This is a genomic window from Aeromonas sp. 2692-1 (genome assembly GCF_013085505.1).
GTDB lineage: Bacteria > Pseudomonadota > Gammaproteobacteria > Enterobacterales > Aeromonadaceae > Aeromonas > Aeromonas hydrophila.
In genome coordinates this window covers 4,604,281-4,622,179 of record NZ_CP038513.1, presented here as the reverse complement: position 1 = coordinate 4,622,179, position 17,899 = coordinate 4,604,281, and the positions used below count along the sequence as shown (strand labels likewise).

General features: G+C 59.5%; 27 protein-coding genes. All 27 read right to left on the bottom strand.

From position 1 onward, the window contains the following. Positions 1-4: 4 nt before the first annotated feature. Positions 5-1,669 (bottom strand): tape measure protein, encoded by a 1,665-nt coding sequence (locus tag E5E97_RS21525; RefSeq protein WP_171281047.1) that lies wholly within the window; start codon positions 1,667-1,669, stop codon positions 5-7. Between the two features lie 153 nt (positions 1,670-1,822). After that, positions 1,823-2,185, bottom strand: coding sequence for a phage tail assembly protein (locus E5E97_RS21520; RefSeq protein ID WP_171281046.1), 363 nt, complete (start codon positions 2,183-2,185; stop codon positions 1,823-1,825). A gap of 2 nt (positions 2,186-2,187) precedes the next feature. Continuing rightward, positions 2,188-2,544: a phage tail tube protein gene (locus tag E5E97_RS21515; protein ID WP_171281045.1), complete on the bottom strand. Its 357-nt coding sequence runs from the start codon at positions 2,542-2,544 to the stop codon at positions 2,188-2,190. A 10-nt stretch (positions 2,545-2,554) separates the two neighbouring features. Next, positions 2,555-4,045 (bottom strand): phage tail sheath subtilisin-like domain-containing protein, encoded by a 1,491-nt coding sequence (locus E5E97_RS21510; RefSeq protein WP_171281044.1) that lies wholly within the window; start codon positions 4,043-4,045, stop codon positions 2,555-2,557. 2 nt (positions 4,046-4,047) lie between these two features. Then, the gene (locus E5E97_RS21505) at positions 4,048-4,227 is read right to left on the bottom strand and encodes a DUF2635 domain-containing protein (protein WP_171281043.1); all 180 of its coding nucleotides are present in this window, start codon (positions 4,225-4,227) and stop codon (positions 4,048-4,050) included. 8 nt (positions 4,228-4,235) lie between these two features. Beyond that, a complete protein-coding gene (locus E5E97_RS21500; RefSeq protein WP_171281042.1) occupies positions 4,236-4,853 on the bottom strand; it encodes a hypothetical protein in 618 nt (205 codons plus the stop codon). After that, on the bottom strand, positions 4,850-5,407 hold the full coding sequence (locus tag E5E97_RS21495; protein ID WP_171281041.1) for a phage virion morphogenesis protein: 558 nt from the start codon (positions 5,405-5,407) through the stop codon (positions 4,850-4,852). Before E5E97_RS21495 ends, E5E97_RS21500 begins: the two co-directional genes overlap by 4 nt. Beyond that, positions 5,407-5,841 (bottom strand): gp436 family protein, encoded by a 435-nt coding sequence (locus E5E97_RS21490; RefSeq protein WP_171281040.1) that lies wholly within the window; start codon positions 5,839-5,841, stop codon positions 5,407-5,409. The genes E5E97_RS21495 and E5E97_RS21490 overlap by 1 nt, the downstream gene beginning before the upstream one ends. A gap of 3 nt (positions 5,842-5,844) precedes the next feature. After that, positions 5,845-6,333 carry a hypothetical protein gene (locus tag E5E97_RS21485; RefSeq protein ID WP_171281039.1) on the bottom strand — a complete coding sequence of 163 codons (489 nt, stop codon included), beginning with the start codon at positions 6,331-6,333 and terminating at the stop codon, positions 5,845-5,847. Between the two features lie 34 nt (positions 6,334-6,367). Continuing rightward, positions 6,368-6,880: a tail needle knob protein gene (locus E5E97_RS21480; RefSeq protein ID WP_171281038.1), complete on the bottom strand. Its 513-nt coding sequence runs from the start codon at positions 6,878-6,880 to the stop codon at positions 6,368-6,370. A 3-nt stretch (positions 6,881-6,883) separates the two neighbouring features. Continuing rightward, positions 6,884-7,138, bottom strand: coding sequence for a hypothetical protein (locus tag E5E97_RS21475; protein ID WP_171281037.1), 255 nt, complete (start codon positions 7,136-7,138; stop codon positions 6,884-6,886). A gap of 91 nt (positions 7,139-7,229) precedes the next feature. Next, on the bottom strand, positions 7,230-8,129 hold the full coding sequence (locus tag E5E97_RS21470; RefSeq protein WP_171281036.1) for a Mu-like prophage major head subunit gpT family protein: 900 nt from the start codon (positions 8,127-8,129) through the stop codon (positions 7,230-7,232). Positions 8,130-8,135: 6 nt separating this feature from the next. Next, a complete protein-coding gene (locus tag E5E97_RS21465) occupies positions 8,136-9,095 on the bottom strand; it encodes a phage protease (RefSeq protein WP_171281035.1) in 960 nt (319 codons plus the stop codon). A 368-nt stretch (positions 9,096-9,463) separates the two neighbouring features. Further along, on the bottom strand, positions 9,464-10,255 hold the full coding sequence (locus E5E97_RS21460; RefSeq protein ID WP_171281034.1) for a phage minor head protein: 792 nt from the start codon (positions 10,253-10,255) through the stop codon (positions 9,464-9,466). Then, positions 10,248-11,813, bottom strand: a complete 1,566-nt coding sequence (locus E5E97_RS21455) for a DUF935 domain-containing protein (protein WP_171281033.1) — start codon at positions 11,811-11,813, stop codon at positions 10,248-10,250. The genes E5E97_RS21460 and E5E97_RS21455 overlap by 8 nt, the downstream gene beginning before the upstream one ends. Next, the gene (locus tag E5E97_RS21450) at positions 11,810-13,411 is read right to left on the bottom strand and encodes a terminase family protein (RefSeq protein ID WP_171281032.1); all 1,602 of its coding nucleotides are present in this window, start codon (positions 13,409-13,411) and stop codon (positions 11,810-11,812) included. The genes E5E97_RS21455 and E5E97_RS21450 overlap by 4 nt, the downstream gene beginning before the upstream one ends. Then, on the bottom strand, positions 13,411-13,995 hold the full coding sequence (locus E5E97_RS21445) for a DUF3486 family protein (RefSeq protein WP_171281031.1): 585 nt from the start codon (positions 13,993-13,995) through the stop codon (positions 13,411-13,413). The genes E5E97_RS21450 and E5E97_RS21445 overlap by 1 nt, the downstream gene beginning before the upstream one ends. Positions 13,996-13,997: 2 nt before the next feature. Continuing rightward, positions 13,998-14,129 carry a hypothetical protein gene (locus E5E97_RS23730; RefSeq protein WP_301270963.1) on the bottom strand — a complete coding sequence of 44 codons (132 nt, stop codon included), beginning with the start codon at positions 14,127-14,129 and terminating at the stop codon, positions 13,998-14,000. Then, positions 14,126-14,359, bottom strand: a complete 234-nt coding sequence (locus E5E97_RS21440) for a hypothetical protein (protein WP_171281030.1) — start codon at positions 14,357-14,359, stop codon at positions 14,126-14,128. Before E5E97_RS21440 ends, E5E97_RS23730 begins: the two co-directional genes overlap by 4 nt. Positions 14,360-14,376: 17 nt before the next feature. Further along, positions 14,377-14,673 (bottom strand): ArsR family transcriptional regulator, encoded by a 297-nt coding sequence (locus E5E97_RS21435; protein ID WP_171281029.1) that lies wholly within the window; start codon positions 14,671-14,673, stop codon positions 14,377-14,379. 11 nt (positions 14,674-14,684) lie between these two features. Beyond that, on the bottom strand, positions 14,685-15,008 hold the full coding sequence (locus E5E97_RS21430; RefSeq protein ID WP_005301745.1) for a DUF2730 family protein: 324 nt from the start codon (positions 15,006-15,008) through the stop codon (positions 14,685-14,687). Continuing rightward, positions 14,998-15,240: a TraR/DksA family transcriptional regulator gene (locus E5E97_RS21425; RefSeq protein WP_042007613.1), complete on the bottom strand. Its 243-nt coding sequence runs from the start codon at positions 15,238-15,240 to the stop codon at positions 14,998-15,000. Before E5E97_RS21425 ends, E5E97_RS21430 begins: the two co-directional genes overlap by 11 nt. Further along, a complete protein-coding gene (locus tag E5E97_RS21420; RefSeq protein ID WP_171281028.1) occupies positions 15,237-15,848 on the bottom strand; it encodes a hypothetical protein in 612 nt (203 codons plus the stop codon). The genes E5E97_RS21425 and E5E97_RS21420 overlap by 4 nt, the downstream gene beginning before the upstream one ends. Then, positions 15,833-16,141 carry a hypothetical protein gene (locus E5E97_RS21415; RefSeq protein WP_042007617.1) on the bottom strand — a complete coding sequence of 103 codons (309 nt, stop codon included), beginning with the start codon at positions 16,139-16,141 and terminating at the stop codon, positions 15,833-15,835. The genes E5E97_RS21420 and E5E97_RS21415 overlap by 16 nt, the downstream gene beginning before the upstream one ends. A gap of 1 nt (position 16,142) precedes the next feature. Further along, positions 16,143-16,661 carry a glycoside hydrolase family 108 protein gene (locus E5E97_RS21410; protein ID WP_231555552.1) on the bottom strand — a complete coding sequence of 173 codons (519 nt, stop codon included), beginning with the start codon at positions 16,659-16,661 and terminating at the stop codon, positions 16,143-16,145. Between the two features lie 183 nt (positions 16,662-16,844). Continuing rightward, positions 16,845-17,318 carry a Mor transcription activator family protein gene (locus tag E5E97_RS21405; RefSeq protein ID WP_171281027.1) on the bottom strand — a complete coding sequence of 158 codons (474 nt, stop codon included), beginning with the start codon at positions 17,316-17,318 and terminating at the stop codon, positions 16,845-16,847. A gap of 91 nt (positions 17,319-17,409) precedes the next feature. Further along, complete coding sequence (locus E5E97_RS21400) at positions 17,410-17,880, bottom strand: hypothetical protein (protein ID WP_171281026.1); 471 nt, start codon at positions 17,878-17,880, stop codon at positions 17,410-17,412. Positions 17,881-17,899 lie beyond the last annotated feature (19 nt).

The window sequence follows — 17,899 nt, the reverse complement described above, 5'->3', positions numbered from 1 at the left end:
CTCCTTATGGCATCAGTGACGGGCCGTTATCCACGCGCACCTGGAGGCCTGGGGCAGTATCACGGGTACGGACGGTAATGCGATCATCCCTGACGTTGATATCAAGGGTGCCAGACAAATTATCCGGGCGCGGGCTGGCGCTTATGTCCCTGGTAAAAAAGGCCTTCATTTCATCAAACACATCGAGAATACCTGGTGCAGGAGAAATGCCATCTGCATTCAGGTTAAACAAGCCATTACCCTTATTAGCCAGCTCCTTTGCTCGCTCCTCCTGACGACTCCACGATGGCAACCCGCCAAGTTCAGGAATAAGCGAGACACCGTACAGCGCTGTTCCTCCAGCGATCAGCTTCTGAACGTTAAGAACACTCTTATTGCCAGCCTGATTACCTGCTGGAGTCAAAGATCCATCTCCAAATCCAGAACCCGGCATATTGACCACATAGACCGGAGTTGCTCCCAGATCGGCCATGGCATCACCGATACCACCTGCACCGCCCTTTCCTTTCTTGAAAATGGCACCTGCAGCCCAACCACCGGCAGCCATGGCACCTTTGGCAACCGGCGCCAGCAATCGACCGCCTTTGTTGAGCAGATAGATGCTGCCCAGGATCTTGGCCAGATTCTCATACCCTCCAACCATGTCAGCGATGCCATTGGCTGTCTCACCAACAGACTTGAGAACAGGGATCAGCTCGGCGCCAAGTTCCTTGGCATCACGGATTGCCTCAGCAGCGGCCTTAAATGAATCAACCAGATTTCCACCAATCTTTTCTACCAGTTCATCGTATTCTCCGGTCTTCTTCATCTCGTCAAGCTGCTTGAGCAGCGACCCAAGCTCCTGCTTGAGCACGGTAAAGGCGCCACTATCCATCACATCGGTTTTGAACATGGTCCAGCTGTCGCCCATATTGGAGATCATGCCGTTCCAGCTCTCCATCTGGGTTTTCGCTGCCCCCTTCGATGCCAGACCCATCTGGTCGATAAGATCCTTGATCGCTTTCCTGGTCAACTGACCTTTACTGGCCATGTCCTGCAATTGCTGGTTGGTGTAACCAAGGCCGTTATTCTTGCCAAGCTCCTTGCTGGCCTTCTGCAGGTAGTCCCAAACTGGCACGCCACGTTCCAGCAGTTGCAGCGCCTCTTCGCCCTGCAGCTTTCCTTTCGTCCATGCCTGACCAAGCGCCAATGAAATGCCATCCATCGTTTCGGCTGTTCCGCCCATCATGGCGGCCTGATCGGCAATGGCCTGCATGGTGCCATCCATCGGATCGAGGCCAAACGCCTTCAATCTGACGAATGATTGGGTCACCTCGTTGACGGCATAGGGGGTGTCTTGGGCGAACTGCTTGACCCAACTCATTGCCTTGGCGCCACCTTCCGGCCCCCCTTGCAATTTATTGAGCATGATCTGATACCGCTCGAACTCGGCAGCGGTCTTAATAAAGGTACGCTCAAAGGCGATCGCAGAGGCAGCACCAGCCAATACCAACCGATTGCCAAAGGTATCAATGCCCTGACTGGTAGCGGCCATGGTCGAGTTCATCATCGCCAGTGCACTCTTGCTTTGGGCGGCAAACTGACTCATTGACTGACCATATTGACGGGCCTTGGCGGCCATATTGCCAGCCAGATTGATGACGATATCGGTGACAAGTTTATTGGCCATGATGACCTCTATTTACGACGTGGTGGTGATGGCGGGCGGCTAAGTTGCTCATGGATCTTTAGCAAGCGACGGATGGAGTAACATTTCAGCTCGCTGATAGGGAGGCGATTCCCCATGAAAAAGAGAAACGCCTCCAATGGTTCAGCCAGCTGCTTAAACTCGCCCCCGCTTGGCAATCTCCTCCAGCACCAGTCGATCAAGCTCTGCTGCTTTGTTTTGCAGCAATGTCAGATCATCACGATGAAGATTGCGCAGCTGTTTCATATTCAACGGGCCTTGAATTTCGCCAATATATTCAACTTGGCGGCACAGCATATTAAGGCCCATGCGAACATCAGATGTATAAGCGGCAACTTTACCGCTCGCCAATTCAACAACCTGCTCAGCTTCAAGTTGCGAATCAATAATGTCACTGGCTGTTAATTCGCGCAGGCCAACTTCTTTTTCATAAGTAGCCTCACCATCAGCATCAGTGACTTTATAACCATGTTCAAGATTGAAGGTCATTACAGCCATAATTAAACCCTTACAATCTTGCGACCCATAAAGCTGGTTTTAATATCGCCAGACTCTTCATTAAGCGTTGCCTGACCGCATACGCAACCTGTCATCATATAGCTGACACCGTTATCACCATCCCAAACCAATTGGGCATTTCTGATGGATTTGATATCGATGATATCGACATCTTCATCAGCGGCGATGGACAGGTTCTCAATCTTTGGCGGCAAATACTTTTTTGATTCACCCCATACCACACCTGGGCCGACATGCTGAGTCCAGTCGTTACCGCCCGGATCCAGAGTAGAACCGCCTTTGGTCTTGATTTGCTTGCCATTCACACGAATGGTCACTTCACCCAGGATTTGTCCCATGGTGGTCTCCTTACAGTTTGAACTGGATCAGGGCTGCGAAGACGCGCAGCTGGTTGACAACGTCCGGGTGGCAGACGCAGTTGAGGCGGTTGCGATCGCTGGTGTCGCGGGTGACATCCAGGGTCTCTTTGAACAGATCAAAGTTTTCCATCAGGCCCGCACTCACCCAGCCGAGCGCCACTTCCAGAATGGCCTCCTTCATCAGCTTCGGTGTCACCACCGGCTGCGCCGGGTCGAGCAGCGGCAGTACGTCATCAGCGGCCAGCTTATGGCGCGGGTAGCGGTTGGTGACCATCACCTTGATGTCGTAACGCATCTTGCCCAGGGTGGCCGGCGTGGTGATGTCCAGGTAGCTGGGGTCAGGATCGCCATAGCTGTTGAGCTGATACATCGAGATCTCGCGCTCGATGGCCACCACCTCGCCGGGCTGGATCTGATGGGTGGCGATGCCGGACTTGAGCAGGTTGTTGCGCTCGTCGAACGCAAAGCGGTCGGCCTTGGCCGGGGCTAGGATGCCGGGCAGCACCAGGGTCTGTAGCGGCCGCGCCGGATCGATGGCCAGGTGATAGGCCGCGATGCCGCAATAGCTGGCCGCCCACTCCCAGACCGGGCTCGGCGACTTGCTGGTACCCATGCAGGAGATCAGGAAGTCGTTGCGGGCCTCGCCGAAGGTGATGGTTTCGCCGTAGGTACCACGGAACGCGGTATAGGCGATGGCCTCGCTCATCTTGAGCGGGCCCCAACGTTCGAGCAGCTCGTCACGCAAGGTGTTGAGGCTGGTCGTGTCGTTGAACGGCATCATGATGTGGTTGTACCACTCATCTGGCATCGCGCTGATGACGGCGGCCATGTCGGGGGCGCCAGATCCACCGGTCATGTCCACGGTGGTGATGGTCACTCCTGGCGGCAGCTGCTCGCCGGCGTTGTAGTTGTAACGCAGGTCGATGCTGTTGCCGGTCAGCCCCTTCCACTTCGCAGTGATGTTGACCTTGGCAGTGTCGGTGCCATCCACGGCGGCGGTCACCGGTAGGTTCTTGGCGGCGGTGATGGCGGCGGCCACGTTGGTGGCGATGGTGGCAGCAGTGGCGGCAGCAGCCACACCCACCTGCAGCAGCTGGCCGGCGATCAACAGATAGATGGTGCCGGCCTGAGTGGCGGGGCCGGTTAACTTGAACGAGCCGGCAGCCGCCGCGCCGGCGCTGATATCGCCGATTGGCAAGGCGAAGGTGCGGGTGTAGCTGTTGGCCTTGCGATAGCGCTTGGCGGCCAGCGCCATCATGGAGCCGACGCCGAACAGAGCATCAATGGCTGACTCGCTGACCGGCACCTCGACTACCTGCAGCGGCGTGGCGGTACCGGCGTCGCCGCCAGCATCGATCATCTGGCCGAACAGCATCACGTTCTGATCCTGGGCAATGTTGCCGCTCAGGGCCTGGCTGTTGTCGATATCGATATAGACGAGCGGCACGCGCACGTCATTGGGAATAGTTCCGAGAGCCATGGTCACTTCTCCGCTTTCTTGTTGGTGGCCTTGGCGGCCGGTTTCATGTTGACGACATCGCCGTCGGCGAGCCTTTTCAGCCAGAAGCTGGTGCGCGGTACCCGCTCACCCTCTGCGGCCAGCTTGCTGCCATCCGGCTTGCGAATGATCAGCCCTTCTTTCGGTTTCAGGTACAGTTCCACGATTGCTCCTAAGCAGTGGGGCCAGGCAGGTTGATCATTGCCTCGCAGACAGGGGCGCCATTGGCCAACTCGGCCTTGAAATTGAAGCGCAGAAAGTCGTCCAGGGTTGCTTCGTCGATGGGTTCATCCAGTGGCCATTCCTGGCGCCAGGTCACCGACCAGATGGCCAGCCCGAGCTTGTCGATGGCGGTGGTGTAGAGGTTGTCAGCCCGCACCGATTCTGGTGCCGAGCTGGCGCCGGTACCGACCCAGCCGCCCTTTAGCATCAGCGCCTTGGCCAAGCGGCAGGCGATCACCTCTGCCCGCTGATCTTTGGCATAGGCAAACTGTTCTGCGCAGAAGACGAAGGCGACGAACTCGACGATGCCGATCAAGCGGCTGCCCTGGTTCTGCATGGCCACTACGCGCTGGGCGCAGATGCGGATGCCACCTTCCTTGCCACTCATCCAGCGCTTAATATCGTCCGCCTCGTTGAAGCGGCCGATGTGGCGCTCCACAGTCTGAACCCGGTCAATCAGACGATTGGCGCCGGCGCCGGTCGCCTCCAGGTAAGGCTTGAGGTACTGCACCACCGCCTCGCAGGCACTGACAGTGCTGCCGATGGTGCCAAAATCCGGGCGGCTCATAGGCCTGCCTCCTTCATCACGTCTTGCCAGAAGTCGCCGATGACGGCGAGCAGCTCGGTCTGGTTGTCACTGGAGAGCCCCAGAAACTCGCGCTGGGGGATCTCCATCTGGCGGGTGAACGATCCCACCGACTGATACACCGGGAAGGCCAGCGCCTTGCCGAACGCCTGGGTGATACGGCGCAGATGCGCTGGCACCTGCACGGCACCGCTGAACCCATCTTGATGCACCCCGGAATAGGCCAGCGCAGAGCCAACCCGCACGCTGTTGCGCTGCACTTGGTACTCGATGCTGTCGAGTAGATCGCCATCGCCCTGCAGCAGGCTCTGGTTGCCGTGGCGGGTCTTGGCATAGTCCGTTGACCAGGGTTCCCAGGGTGTGCCATCCGGCGCGGTCTTCTCGTCGCTGATGCGGCGGCGGGTCTGGCTCTCGACCACGGCACCGATGCTTTCGAGCAGCTCGGCCTTGTGGTCGCTGCGGCCCAGGGTATCGAGCAGGTGCTGATAACGGGCCAGCTCTTCGCCCCTGGTTGAGACCTCAACCGAGATCGCCATCACAGCACCCCTTTCAGGCTGTTGCGGGTAAACAGGCGCTCGTTGTCCTGAACCAGCTCCACCTTGCCGACCGCGCCCTCGGGCGGCATGTCAGGGGTGGGCAGGCCCAGATCCACCTTGCCGGCCGCAATCTCTTTGATCTTGGCGATAGCCCGGTCGTAGCGATCCTGCAGCAGGTCAGTGACCTGGTTATCCCGATCGCCCAACCAGTAGAAGGAGATGACCACGGCCTGACGCTTGAGCAGGTCCGGCACGGTCGGCAGCGGCAGCACAAAGCGACGAGACAGGTAGCCGTTGATCTCGTCATCGGCGGTGGCCAGCGCCTCATCGATCCAGGTGTCGTTGAGGGTGTCGGTCGAGCGGTCGAGGGCGAAGTTGTAGAGCATGCCCTCGTCACGGTCGATCAAGTCCTGCTTCGTCGCGTAGATGGCCATGGGTTAGTCCTTGGTCACTTCGCTGTCGGGTACCACGGTCAGCCAGGATTCCTGGTGAACGCGCTGGGCATCTTCCGGGGTCAGGTAGCAGCACGGGATCTCGCAGTCGTGGTCGTGCGGCACATCGGCCTTGGCAGTCACCACAAACACGCGGGTCACACCGGAATGCAGGAAATGGATGCCGCAGCGCCAGAAGCCTGCCGGCGACTTGGCCTTGACGTCGAACTGGCCGAGCAGCCAGTCAGGCAGATCGCTGGCCATGGCAGCGCTCAGATTCGCCCCCGGCGAGCTGGAGGCGCCGATGGCGTTGGTGCCACCCTGGTCACCGGTGTTCTGGGTGGTCGCTGCTGCAGCGGCGGCCTCGGCGGCCTGGCCTACCGGCCCAGCACCTTGTTTCTGTTCGGTTTGCGCTTGCACCAGCTCGGTACCCGCGCCCACTGCTGCCGCTGCCAGCGGCAGGCTTTTGTCGTCTGCTTTCTTGCGAGGTGCCATTTCAATGCTCCTGTAAAGGGTCAATACAGGCGGGTTACACCGCCGATATCACTGTTTCAGTGGTGATTTGCTCGGCGATCAACAGCACGCCGGTCAGGTTGAAGGTGCCACCATTGCTGCGGATCACCGGCTTAGTGCCGCTCAGCGCGATAAAGCCGTTCTTGTCGATAGAGAAGAAGGTCGCCAGGGTGATGACATCACTGGTGACGGCGACATCACGACTGGCCACCAGGCGGTTGCCATTGGTGCCGACAAAATCGAGCTGCATGGATCGGTTGGTACTGCCGCCGGTCCAGCTGCCTTCCAGGTTGAGCTTAAAAGCCACACTGGCGTTGTCGTTGTAGACGTTCAGCTTGTCGCTGGTCGTGTTGAAAAACGGGGCCAGCGTGCCAGCAGCAGGCGCCGGCAAGGCTTTGAGCAAGGCAACCAGATCGCGGTTGGTATCACCAGGGATAGAGACACCGGTCAAGCCAGACCAACGCACTTCGCTTTTCTTGCGCGCCGGCAACGGTGTGCTGGGGCCCTTGAGGAAGCTGTCGCCAAACATGGGTTATCCCTCCACCACAACCAGCGGGCCGCCAGGCTGTTCCAGCGCACGGGCATAGATATTCTGGGCCGGGTCAAAGCTCCAGCTTTCACGCTTTTCGCGTTCCAGCGTCAGGCCAACCATTTCAGTGGGCGCCGGCAGGGTATTGCCAGTGCGGAAAATCACCAGCTGGCCGGTCTTGTTTTCCATGGTGCCGCTGACAGCACTGGAGACCAGCACCCAGGCGGTCGTGCTCAGCGTCTTGGTGGTCGTGGCCATGGGGTTCTCCTGGTTGAGTAAACAGTCGGGGCTTCAACGCTATGGTGTTGCCAGCTCCACCCCGACTGAGTTGGTTACATCAGATGACCGGTCACACCAGATACGGGCTGACCACGATCTCGACGTTGTTGAAGTAGATGTTGCTCTGACCGTTATCGAGGAACTCACGCTTGATCAGCTTGCGGGCTGCCGCTTCGTTGCTCGGGCCGACGACCAGCACACGGGCCATGGTGCCGATGGGGGTGCCATTGGACTTCTTCATGCTGGCCAGCTTGGTCTTGGCCGCTTCGAAGTTCGCTTCATCCAGCGCTGCCTTGGAGCCGATGGCGGTCTGCGGGAAGCCGAAGCCATAGCCATGGCGACCGTCAACACCCGCCGCGAACTTGTTGTTGAACCAGGTGTATTCGCTGGTTGCATTCATGGTCTGGAAGTCGAAGGCACGACGTTCCTGGAACACAATGGGCTTGACCACCTGCATGTCATCGATGACGAACCACGGGGAACCGGTATCAGTACCAGGGTTACCCACCACGTTGGAGAAGGTGGTGGCTTGGGTGGTATCCAGCGGGTGGTCGGTGTCGAAGAAATATTGGCCGTCATAGCAGAGGGTAGTGAAACCCGCCGCCAGCAGGGCATAGACGTTCTTGTCGGGGAACAGCGCCGCTTCACGGCCGAAGTTTTCGGAGATGACCGAATACTTGCCGATCTGGTCGTCTTCCACGTCTTCACGCTTGATGACGATGGAGGATTCGAAGGTCTTGTTGAGGATCTGATAGCCATGGCTGCCGACTTCAACCAGTTGGCGAGTGGTCAGCCATTCCTGGATCGCGGGCAAGTCTTTCAGCCAACCATAGAAATTGGAACTGCCAGCGCTCGGCACCTGAGTGGCCACGCGATTCCATTGCGGGGTAATCGCACCCAGACCACGGGTATAAGAGGCGGACATGGAGACGGTCAGCGCCTCCAGAATTTGCGCTTCGGTAAATGCCATGATGGATTACTCCCCTTGTTTGGCTTTCATGGCTTGCTTGGCAGCCAGGAATTCTTCGGGCTTTTGGCCCATCTTGCGGCACAGAGCCAATTCGTCGGTACTCAGGGCCCCGTTGTTTTGCTGGGTGGTAGTGGTCACCTGGCTGGCATCGGCGATGACCGGCGCGGCCTCGACGAACTTCTTGAACTGCTCGATCCCACCTTCCTGGCGGCACATGCCCAGGAACATCTCTTTGTTGGCCGGGGCGATCTTGCCGGCGGCGATGGCGTCATCGACCATGGCGCCCAGCTTGGCGTCGTCAGCTTCTTTCACCTTGTCCTCGGCGGTGGTGGCGCGGTTCAGGGCCAGCTCGTAGGTCTCTTTCGGGACGAACTTGTTCAGGTCAGGGCCGGCAGCTGCACGGTTCAGGGCCAGCTGATGATCGGCCTTGAGGGTATTGATGGCGGTGAGCGCGGACGCGGTATCCGCATCAGCACCCAGACCCAGGGCCTGGGTCAGTTCAACGGGCAAGGGCATTGGAGTTTCCTCACGGTTCAGGGCAGGGAGTTGATCGAGGTTTGGCTCGTTGGTCAGGCCAACGCTGGCGATGCTCAGCACGGTGCCGGCGTCGTCGAAGGTGAAGGCCGGGGAGTAGAAGGCGTATTCCTTCTTCTCCAGCATCTCGCGCCCTTCGCTGTTCCAGTCCACCATGCCCCACACTTCGCCGCCGATGTTCTGCAGGGCGAGGATCCAGCCAACGGCCGGGGCTTTCTCGCCCTTGGGGCCTTTGATGTGGGTGGCGTGCTCAACGTCGAACGGACGCTTCTTGGTGAACGAGGCCACCACGGCATCCGGGTTGCTGTTGTTCCAGGTACGCCCATCATTGCCGCCGAACACCCCAGGGGGGATCAATGGCAGCCAGACCTTTTCTTCACGCACGGTTTGGCGAGAGAGGTCAAAGCAGAGGGCAAGATAGGTCTTGGACATGATCGCTCCGTCACATAACAACCTCCCGCCAGGTGGCTGAGTGGGTTGAATGAACAAGTTGTGTAGACGAATCGATGATGCGGGAGTGAGCCCCGGCGAGTGTAATGACGGTTTTCGCTGTGAATGGATGGGACGGGATGGCAGAGGGAGGCAGTTCACCAGCAGGGAGAGGAAGCGCTGGCAGAGACGTCAGGATGATGACCGGACATCAACAGGGTACACAGGATCGCGAACGGGGAGAAGCGTCACATTGGATGATGAAGCGAAATTGCAGGTTCGACACCCACTACAACCATCTTTAAACACCCTTTAAATCGCGTCAGATTGAGCGGTGGACTTCACAGTCATGCGCTGGTAGCCAAAAACGCTCACAGCGGCGCTGAGAGCGTTTGACGAAGGGTTTGTTCTTTGGCTGCCAAGTCTGCTTTCAGGGCTTGCTGTCGGGCCTTGCCTGGATTGTAGTTCCACCCCGGCTCGATACCGCTCGGGAGCACCTCCACTTCCCCAGTGCGCTTGTTCACCCATTCCCGGTTGCCATCGTTCGGGGCGGCGAACTGATAGCCCTGGGTGCCTTCGAGCTTGGCGTATTCGAACTTGCTGATCTGGCGCACCCAGCAGTGACATCCCCAACCGTTCGGCGGCATATGGGTTTGCCACCAGGGATCGTCCACCGGCAGGGTGATGCCGTTCCAGCTCACATGCAGGGCGCGGTGCTCGCGGGCGGGGCCAAGCTGATAAACCAGGTAGGGCATGGCCCGCTTGGTGCGCTCGATGCGCTGCCACTGGCCAGCAGCGCGGGCGGTGCGCATGTTGGTGCGGTAGATGGTCTTGATGCGCCCCTCGCTGCCGAGCTGCACCTGCTTGGTTTCGCCGGTTGCAGGGTCGTCCATCTGCTGGATGCCCCACCACCCGGATTTGACCAGCAGCGGCTTGATGGCGGCGGCGAACTGCTGATAGGTCTGCCCCTGCTCCAGCGCCTGCTCGACCAGGGCCCGCACTTCGACCAGCAGATCGGCGTTGAGCATCTTGGCCACGGTGAAGGCGTTGGCATGCTCTTCCTTCCACACGTCGCGATAGTCAAAGCCGGGCTGCAGCCCCTTTTTCTTGAACCAGTCCAGCGCCTCTTTGGGCGGAAAGGCCGAGGCCTTGGGCTCAGGCATCTTGCACATCCCCCATGCCACGCAGGCGGAAGGTGTAGTCGGCCAGCTGCTGGGTGAACTGCTCGGCGCTCAGGGTCTCCTGCAGAGTCAGCAGGCCCGCGTTGAACTCCTCAAAACTGGTCGCAGTCTTGGCCAGCTCGATGATCGGGTTCATGAAGTCCTCGCCGCCCACCTCGACCCAATCGCTCATCCCCTCCTCGGTCAGCTGGTCGATGACCTGCTCGCTTGGCTGCTGGATCCGGTTGATGGCCAGACGTTGTTGCTGTCTGTTCATGGCCAGCGGCTGCACGGCCTGCACCTGCATGGCACTCAGCGGTTGCAAGGTGACTTCATTCGGCTTGGGCGCCCCCAGGCCGAACTTGTCTTGCATGGCGCTCTCGCTCACCTTCATGCCACGGTCAATCAGCGGCATCAGGCTATCGACCATCATCTTGAGGTCTTCCGGCTCCGGCACCCGGATGCAGACGCGCGGGTATACCGTCTGCACGCCCCAGTTCAGCACGATGAACGGCTTGACCAGGTACTCGTTGATGGTGGATTCCAGCTGACGGGCATCCCACTTGGCGATGTCCAGCCGCACCTCGTTATGCACCGTGGCCTGGGCGCGGCTGCTGCCATCGTCGGTGGTCATGGTCTGACCCAGCACCGCCTTGCTGGTCTGCTCGTCTGCCCAGCGGGCCATGTTCTCGAACAGGGTATCGCCGCCGTTGCCCTTCGCCGTTTCGACCAGCTCGACCATCATGCTGTCGGGGATCACCGCACCAGCGTCGCTGGCGATGGTGGCGATGGCGTTCTTGAGGGTGGCGATTTGCTCATGGGTCGCGTTGGCCCCGTACTTGCCCACCCGAATGGGGATGCCAAACACCTCGGCAAACGCCCACCAGTCCCGCACCGTGAAGCTTTTCAGCATGTACATCACGGCGCAAAGGCGGGTCAGGCCGTTGCGCCAGATGCTGCCAGACTTGGTGCGCGGCAAGTGCACGATGAACTTGTATGGCTCCAGCGGCTTGCCCTGGGGGGCATCGTCACTGATAAGCAGGATCTTGCTCAGGGTCTCGGCATCTGGCCGCAGATAGCGGGGGTCGACCCACTTGTAATCCTTCGGCACCCAGGGGGTGACGCTGGTGTCCCACAGGATCTGGCACACCCCCATACCCTTGCCAAGGCCATCGAGCAGGTCGAAGAACAGCTCTGGGATCTGGTCGCTCTCCATCAGCAGGCGCACTTCGTCGGCCAGCTTCTTGTCGAAGGCATCATCACTGGCGGCTTCGACCGTGGGTGGCAAGGCCGCCACGGCCAGCTTGCGGGTACGCAGCACGGATGCGTAATGGAGATCCCGCTCTTCAATCTCTTCGGCCAGGGTCATGTAATCCTGGGGGTTGTTGCCATCGACCACCGAGCGCAGCAGGCCAGCCAGACGCTGGGGGGTTATGGTGCTGGCCACGCTGTTGGGGCGCGGGTTGCGCACGCTGGTGGTGTGGGCCAGCGCGATATCTTCACCGAGCGCCGGCTTGTCGGGTTTGATGGGGTTGCCCCGGCTATCAACAATCGTGGTCACAGTAATCCGCCTCCGTTACGCAGGCCACGGGTCAGGGCCATCTGCCGCTGTCCGTCCTGGTCTTTCTGGGGGGCACCCACCTTGGCGATGCGGTGCAGTTCGTAGATATGGTTCTCTGCCAGGCTGGCCAGATAGGCCAGGAAGATGGCCACCGCCGAGTCTCCGTGGCGCTTGTTGCCATCACTGCCCTGGGTGCGGCTGTCGTCGATGCCGGGGGTGCCCCGGTAGATCTGGATCTGTCCCAGGTCGGTGATGATGTCTTCGTGGCGCGGTAGCTCCAGCTCGTCATCTTCAAACGCTGCCTTGAAGCGCGGCATGTTCTCGCGGTAGAAGCCGACCGACAGCATCACCTGCACCACCTCTTGGCCGTAGCGATAGGCGGCCTGTTCGGCCAGGTACTGGCCGTTGCCACGGGCATCGAGCCAGACGCCATCCCGGCGCGGCAGGCGATCGCAGATGAAATAGAGCGCCTGCTCCTGCTGTTTGAACGGGGTGTTCTTGAGCTCGACGGTGAACGGTACCCGGCGGCGGGTATCCGGCATCACCTCAATGGGGGCGAACACCGTCAGGTCACCCGAGCGGGCGAAGTCTTCTCCCAGGGCGTGGCGATGACTGCGATCCAGCTTCATCAGCTCGGGGAAGACTTCGGCCTCCAGCCACTCCTTCATCTCGGCGTTGCGCTCCGATTCACCGGCACGGTTGAAGGCGTCCGAGCCGGTAAAACGCAGCACAGGCCCATCTACCCGGCAGGCCCGTTCCCGCAGTCCACGGGGCAGGTAGGCACCACCGCCGCTCTTGGGCTCGCAGTAGTATTCCTCCCGCGCGTCCTCTTCGGTGGCGCAGTCTGAAAGCAGCTCTTGCAGCCACTTGCGCTCGCCCTCTTCGCTCCACTCTTCCTTCTTCTTGACCTGACAGATCCGCTTGTAAAGTCCTTCCTTACAGGCGGTTCCGATATCAATACGGTGGATGGAGTAGCTTGGCCGTTTGCCTGCACGGGTTTCGGTGATCAGGGTATTGAAGAGGTTCTCGATGCCATTATGGGTCGAGATCATCCGCACCTTGCTGCCCCACATGGTCAAGGCGTTGGCGGCTTTCTGGATGGCGGCGAGGTCTTTATGGAAGGCTGCCTCATCGATCACCACGTTGCCCTGCATCCCCCGCAAGTTGCTGGGGTTCGAGCTGAGCGCCTTGATCTTGAAGCCGCTGGCGAAGTTGATGACATAGACCAGGATGTCTTTGTCTTCATCGACCAGTACCTCTTCGCCAATCTCGCTGGCCGCATAGTCATAGGCCTTGGCCCACATCGAACAAGCATCGATAAACTCGCGGGCCATATCCTTGGTGGTGCCGACATAGAAGGTATCGCAACCGCCAGCGGCGGTAGACATGGAGCCATTGAGCGCGGCATCAGCCGCCTCTGCCCAGGTAAGGCCAGTTCGCCGTGACTTCTCGGCAATCTTGATTTTTGCCTCATCAGCAATCCAGCGTTTCTGATAGGGCAGCAGCACTTCACCTGGATCGAACTGGCCGCCGATAATGGCGGCCGCTGACTGGTTAACGAGCTGATTTTCTGATTGGGTAAGGTGCTTGTAGTCCATCACGCAATCCCCAAAATCTGGCGCCGGATCTCGGCAGCGGTCTCTGCGGTCAGCCCTGCCGACTTCACAATCTTCTCTGCAGCGGTGGCGGCCTCGGCGGCGAACGCGGCGCGGATCTCCTTCTCGACCTTGTGGCTGGTCATGGCGGCGGCTTCGACGCGCTGGATCACCAGGGCGAGTTGCCCCAGCGATTTTGGGTCGATCATCTTGCCGTCTTCGCCTTCGCTGGCGTCCATCATCTTCATGGAGGTTTCGAATGCCATGGTGCGCACGAACTCCTGCAGCATCTTGCCCAGCTCGGAGGTGGGGGCCTGACCGAGCCTGGCCGTCCACACCTCGGCCACTTCGCGGGCCTGTGCCATGCGGCTGCCGGCCTCTTCCATCCGCTTGAAGTAACGGTTCAACCCGGTGCGGCTGATCTGCTCTTCCGGCGGCAGGCCAGCTTCCAGGATGAGCTGGTTCACCTCTTCCAGGATGGCCTTCTGTGACATGGAGCCAGAGCGCAGCATGGCCGCCAGTTGGCTGCGGATATCCTCCGGCAGCTGCTGGATCTTGCTCTTGGTGTTCTTGGTCTTAGTGGTCATGGTTACCCCAGCAGCTTGTCAACGAGCGGGGCTGTGCAACCCCAGAGCGCAGAGACGGGATCACCGAGCATGACCAGCGTCAGCAGATAGCCGGTCACCATCATGGCGGCGATATCCAGCAGGCGGCCTTTCATGCGTGGCCCAACCGGCGAGCGCGGCGGGTTGCCCGCTTAGCCTTGGCCAGACGTTGGGCCCGCTTGACGGACGGCAGCCCACCGTTGAAGGCGGGGCGGTAGCGGCTGGCGCGTTCCACCTGCCGGATGAGGGTCTCGATAGACGGGGATACCAGCGTGGGCCAGTCACGGATCGTCATGGCGCTCAGGCCACCCAGCATCAGCCCCACCAGGGCGCTTTTCATCTTCATCAGTAGCTCCCTCATGGTCACACCGGACGCGGTTTCTTGACGCCATCGACCACGGTCTGGCCAGTGGCCACGTCGTCACCCCGGCCGGTCAGCTTGGCCACCAGGGTCTTGCCCACTTCATCCACCGTCAGCAGGCCCTGCTCCTCCAGCCAGCGGATATGGTTACGCACCACATCGCGGCTGCAGCTGTGGCCATACTCTTCCAGGCACGAATCCAGGATCGATTCGTTGGCCGAGTAGCCGGCCATTTCCCGCAAGCTGCGCAGGATCAGCAGGCGCTGATCCGACACCACAAATTCTCTCATCGACGTCATATAACCCCCGTTTATTTCTCGTTTAAACGCTGTTCGAGCAGCAGGTTGATCTGGTGATTGGTGGGCTTGAGCTGGGCGGTGAGGGCCTTGATGTCACCCCGCAACCCTTCGAGCTGAATGCCCAGCTCATAGAACTGCTCCTGGGTCGGCAGATTGTCGACGCGACTTTCGAGGCTGGTAACGCGGGTGGTCAGCTCGTCCATGGCAGTGCTCACTTCTTTCAGTTCTTCGCGGCGGGCAAAGGTCTTGCTTAGCCACAACATGACGATGGTGGCCAGTATCGCCACCCCGGTGGTGATGACTCCCCACCACTTCGGGATCCAGTCAAACTCCATGGCGATGCCTCCCCATGCTTTCGCTCCAGCTCTGACAGGGGACGCAGCGCACGGCGTCTGGCGCTGCCTCCAGCCGCTCACTGGCAATCTGCTCCCCACAGCTCAGGCAGAAGCGGTTGCCGGCAGCGTCCTGGTCTGGGGTTTCGGTACCGCGTCTGGCCAGCTGGTTGGCGATGGCTCTGTCGCGACTCTCTTGTTCTTGTTGTTGGGCACGGTCAAACAGGTCGGTCATTTGGCCCTCGTCAGCAGGTTGGAGACGGTGCTGGTGATGACGGCGCCAACCTTCTGGCCGCTGGCCTTGGGATGGGGGGCGAAGCCGTCGAGGGTGCGCAGGCCGAGATAGGCCCAGGCCGGGGTCAGCAGCAACAGCACCATGTCAAAATCAGGGCCATCGCCATAACCAAACGCTTTGAGCACGCTGAACAGCACCACGTAAATGGCCGATACCTGCCAGCTCTGACGCGCCATCAGCGGGCGGGTGTGGCGCACGTACTCATCCTTGTTGCCATCCCCTTCCCGGATGGTCTGCTGGGTAGTGGCCTGCTCGGCCTGGCTGTCTGCCAGCTGCAGCTCCTGGCGGCGGGTCTGCTCTTTCTCCAACTCGTTCTTGAGCTTTTGCAGCTCGACCAGCGCAGTCGGATCGGTGATGCGGCCGAGCTGTTCTTCGATGCTGGCTTGCTGCTGGGCGGCGGTCAGGCCGATGCCGGAGACCTGCTCGACCATGTCGGCCACCTTGTTGGCGGTATCGCTGCCGCCAAACAGGCCGGAAACACCCCTGATCAAGGCGGGCCCCTGCTGCACCGCCAACGCGGCCAGGGCGGGGATTAACGGGAATGGCATGAGGATTCATCCTTTTTGAAGAGGGCCCGCAAATTGGCGCAGTGCACCGCCACCTTGTCGTTGCAGGTCGTGAGTATTTTGAAACGGTGACGATTCCGGGCGGCGTAGATCTCGGCGGGGGTCACGGAGCACCAGCCCTTGGCGAACTGGCTTTGCATGGTGCCATCGCGGCTATGCAGCGGGACGGTACGATCGATGTCGCACTCGGCCACGCCCTGTTCTGCCATGGCCCGCTCCAGTTCCAGCCGCTTGTTGCGGCCATGGTCAAAACTCCACTGCCAGTTGCGGCCCATATCAGGCCACCTTGCGATAGTCAGGATTGGCGCTACCTTCAACCACCTGCCAGCAGGCATCGGATAGATGCGCCAGGCGGTTATGCCAGCCTTCGAAGAAGCGGCCTTGAGACGGGTTCTTGAGCAGGATCCGGCCATAGAAGCGGGCTCGGCGCAGCAGCAGGCGGGCCAGTACCCACTCGGGGTCCATCGCAACGATGGCCGCCTTGGTCTTGGGACCGATGATGCCGTCATCCTTCACGCCCATGACTTCCTGCAGCATCTTCACCGAGCTGAGCCAGCCGTGCTGAACTGCGCCATCGAACACGGCCAGGGAGATGCCGGCCGGCAGTTCGGCACAATAGGCTTGCCGCCAGTAATCGCGGTGGTAGAGGAAGATGGCCCGATCGAGGGTCAGGTTCTTGATATCTTCGTTGGGATAGGCTCGCTTGCTGATGCCGGCTTTGGTTTCACCGCCCCTGTCTTTGGGGTCGTTGACATACCCCATATCCGGGCGCAGGCCACCTTCTTTATCCAGCACGAATTGGATCGCGTGCTGAAATGCCAAGCTATATGGCTGTGAGAATTGAATGACGTTCGACATATCCACCTCGCGGTTAATATGTCGAGTGTGCTTTTTATTAAATCCGTCATTGTAGAGACGGACTTCTCTATAAAACAAAGCGGCCACTTGGGCCGCTTACTTCGTGATTATTATTACTGATTAATAGGCTCTGCCATTTCTGCGGCCATGTCCATCAGCTACCGCATCCAGACCTGCAAACATATCTCCCTGTATTTTCCGCATTTCAGATCGGCGCATCCTGGCCAATACGAATTGAATCTCACGGGTTGAAACACCGAATTTACGCGACAGCTCGAACACGTTGTTACCGGTGAATTCCTTCCATATCTGGATCGAGCGCAGCACGGTCGCCAGCGTCTTGCCATTCGGTACATAGAAGGGGGCTCCGCCAAAGGTACGGCAGAACTCGGAGAGCATGATGAAAGGCAGCATCTTGTCATCGCGATGCTTGTCTACCACTGATTCAATGGTATCGAACATGCCGCGCAATTGTTCGCTCCATCCTGGTGCGGTCTCGTCACTCAGCATGCGATAGGTTTCTGGATCGATGGCATTCAGGTCAACGCCGATGCCAAACAGGTCAATGGTCTGCTTGTCGTGTGTCTCTTTCATATCGCCTCCGAGCGCCAGATAAAACAACACCCAGCTTGGCTGGGTGTCATCATGATAACGCAGTGGATCTGGTCGCCCAATTGTAGGGCTACTACTCCAGGTTGACGATAAACTGCACCCTGTCATCGCTGTACCAGGTAATGCGGTAAGGCAAGATTCTCTCTGATACCGTGGCATGGCATAGCCGCATAGCACCATAGTCTGCACTTTCAGGCCGTTGGGCAGGGTTAGCGACTGCCGCGCCATTCAGCAATTTGCCAAGTACCTGCATGACCTCCGGCGCATCACATGCAGGCAAAGCCTCTTGTCGCATTGAGTTAAAAGTCATGCCACCGACCAATACTACGACTACAGCCAAGCCAATCCAGCGATTGCTCGGTGCCGGCGCTTGGGCAGCAGGCTCCAACTTGTTGCGCTTGTAGAGGTAGAAAGGGAAAGCGATGATCCAGATAACCGCCACGAACACTGCCCATCCAGCAGGATTACGCGCCCCCTTGTTGTGTGAATCGAACAGCACCCAGACCGCACAGGCCAGCACCACCAAACCGATCAATAACGTCATAACACCTCCAAAATAAAGA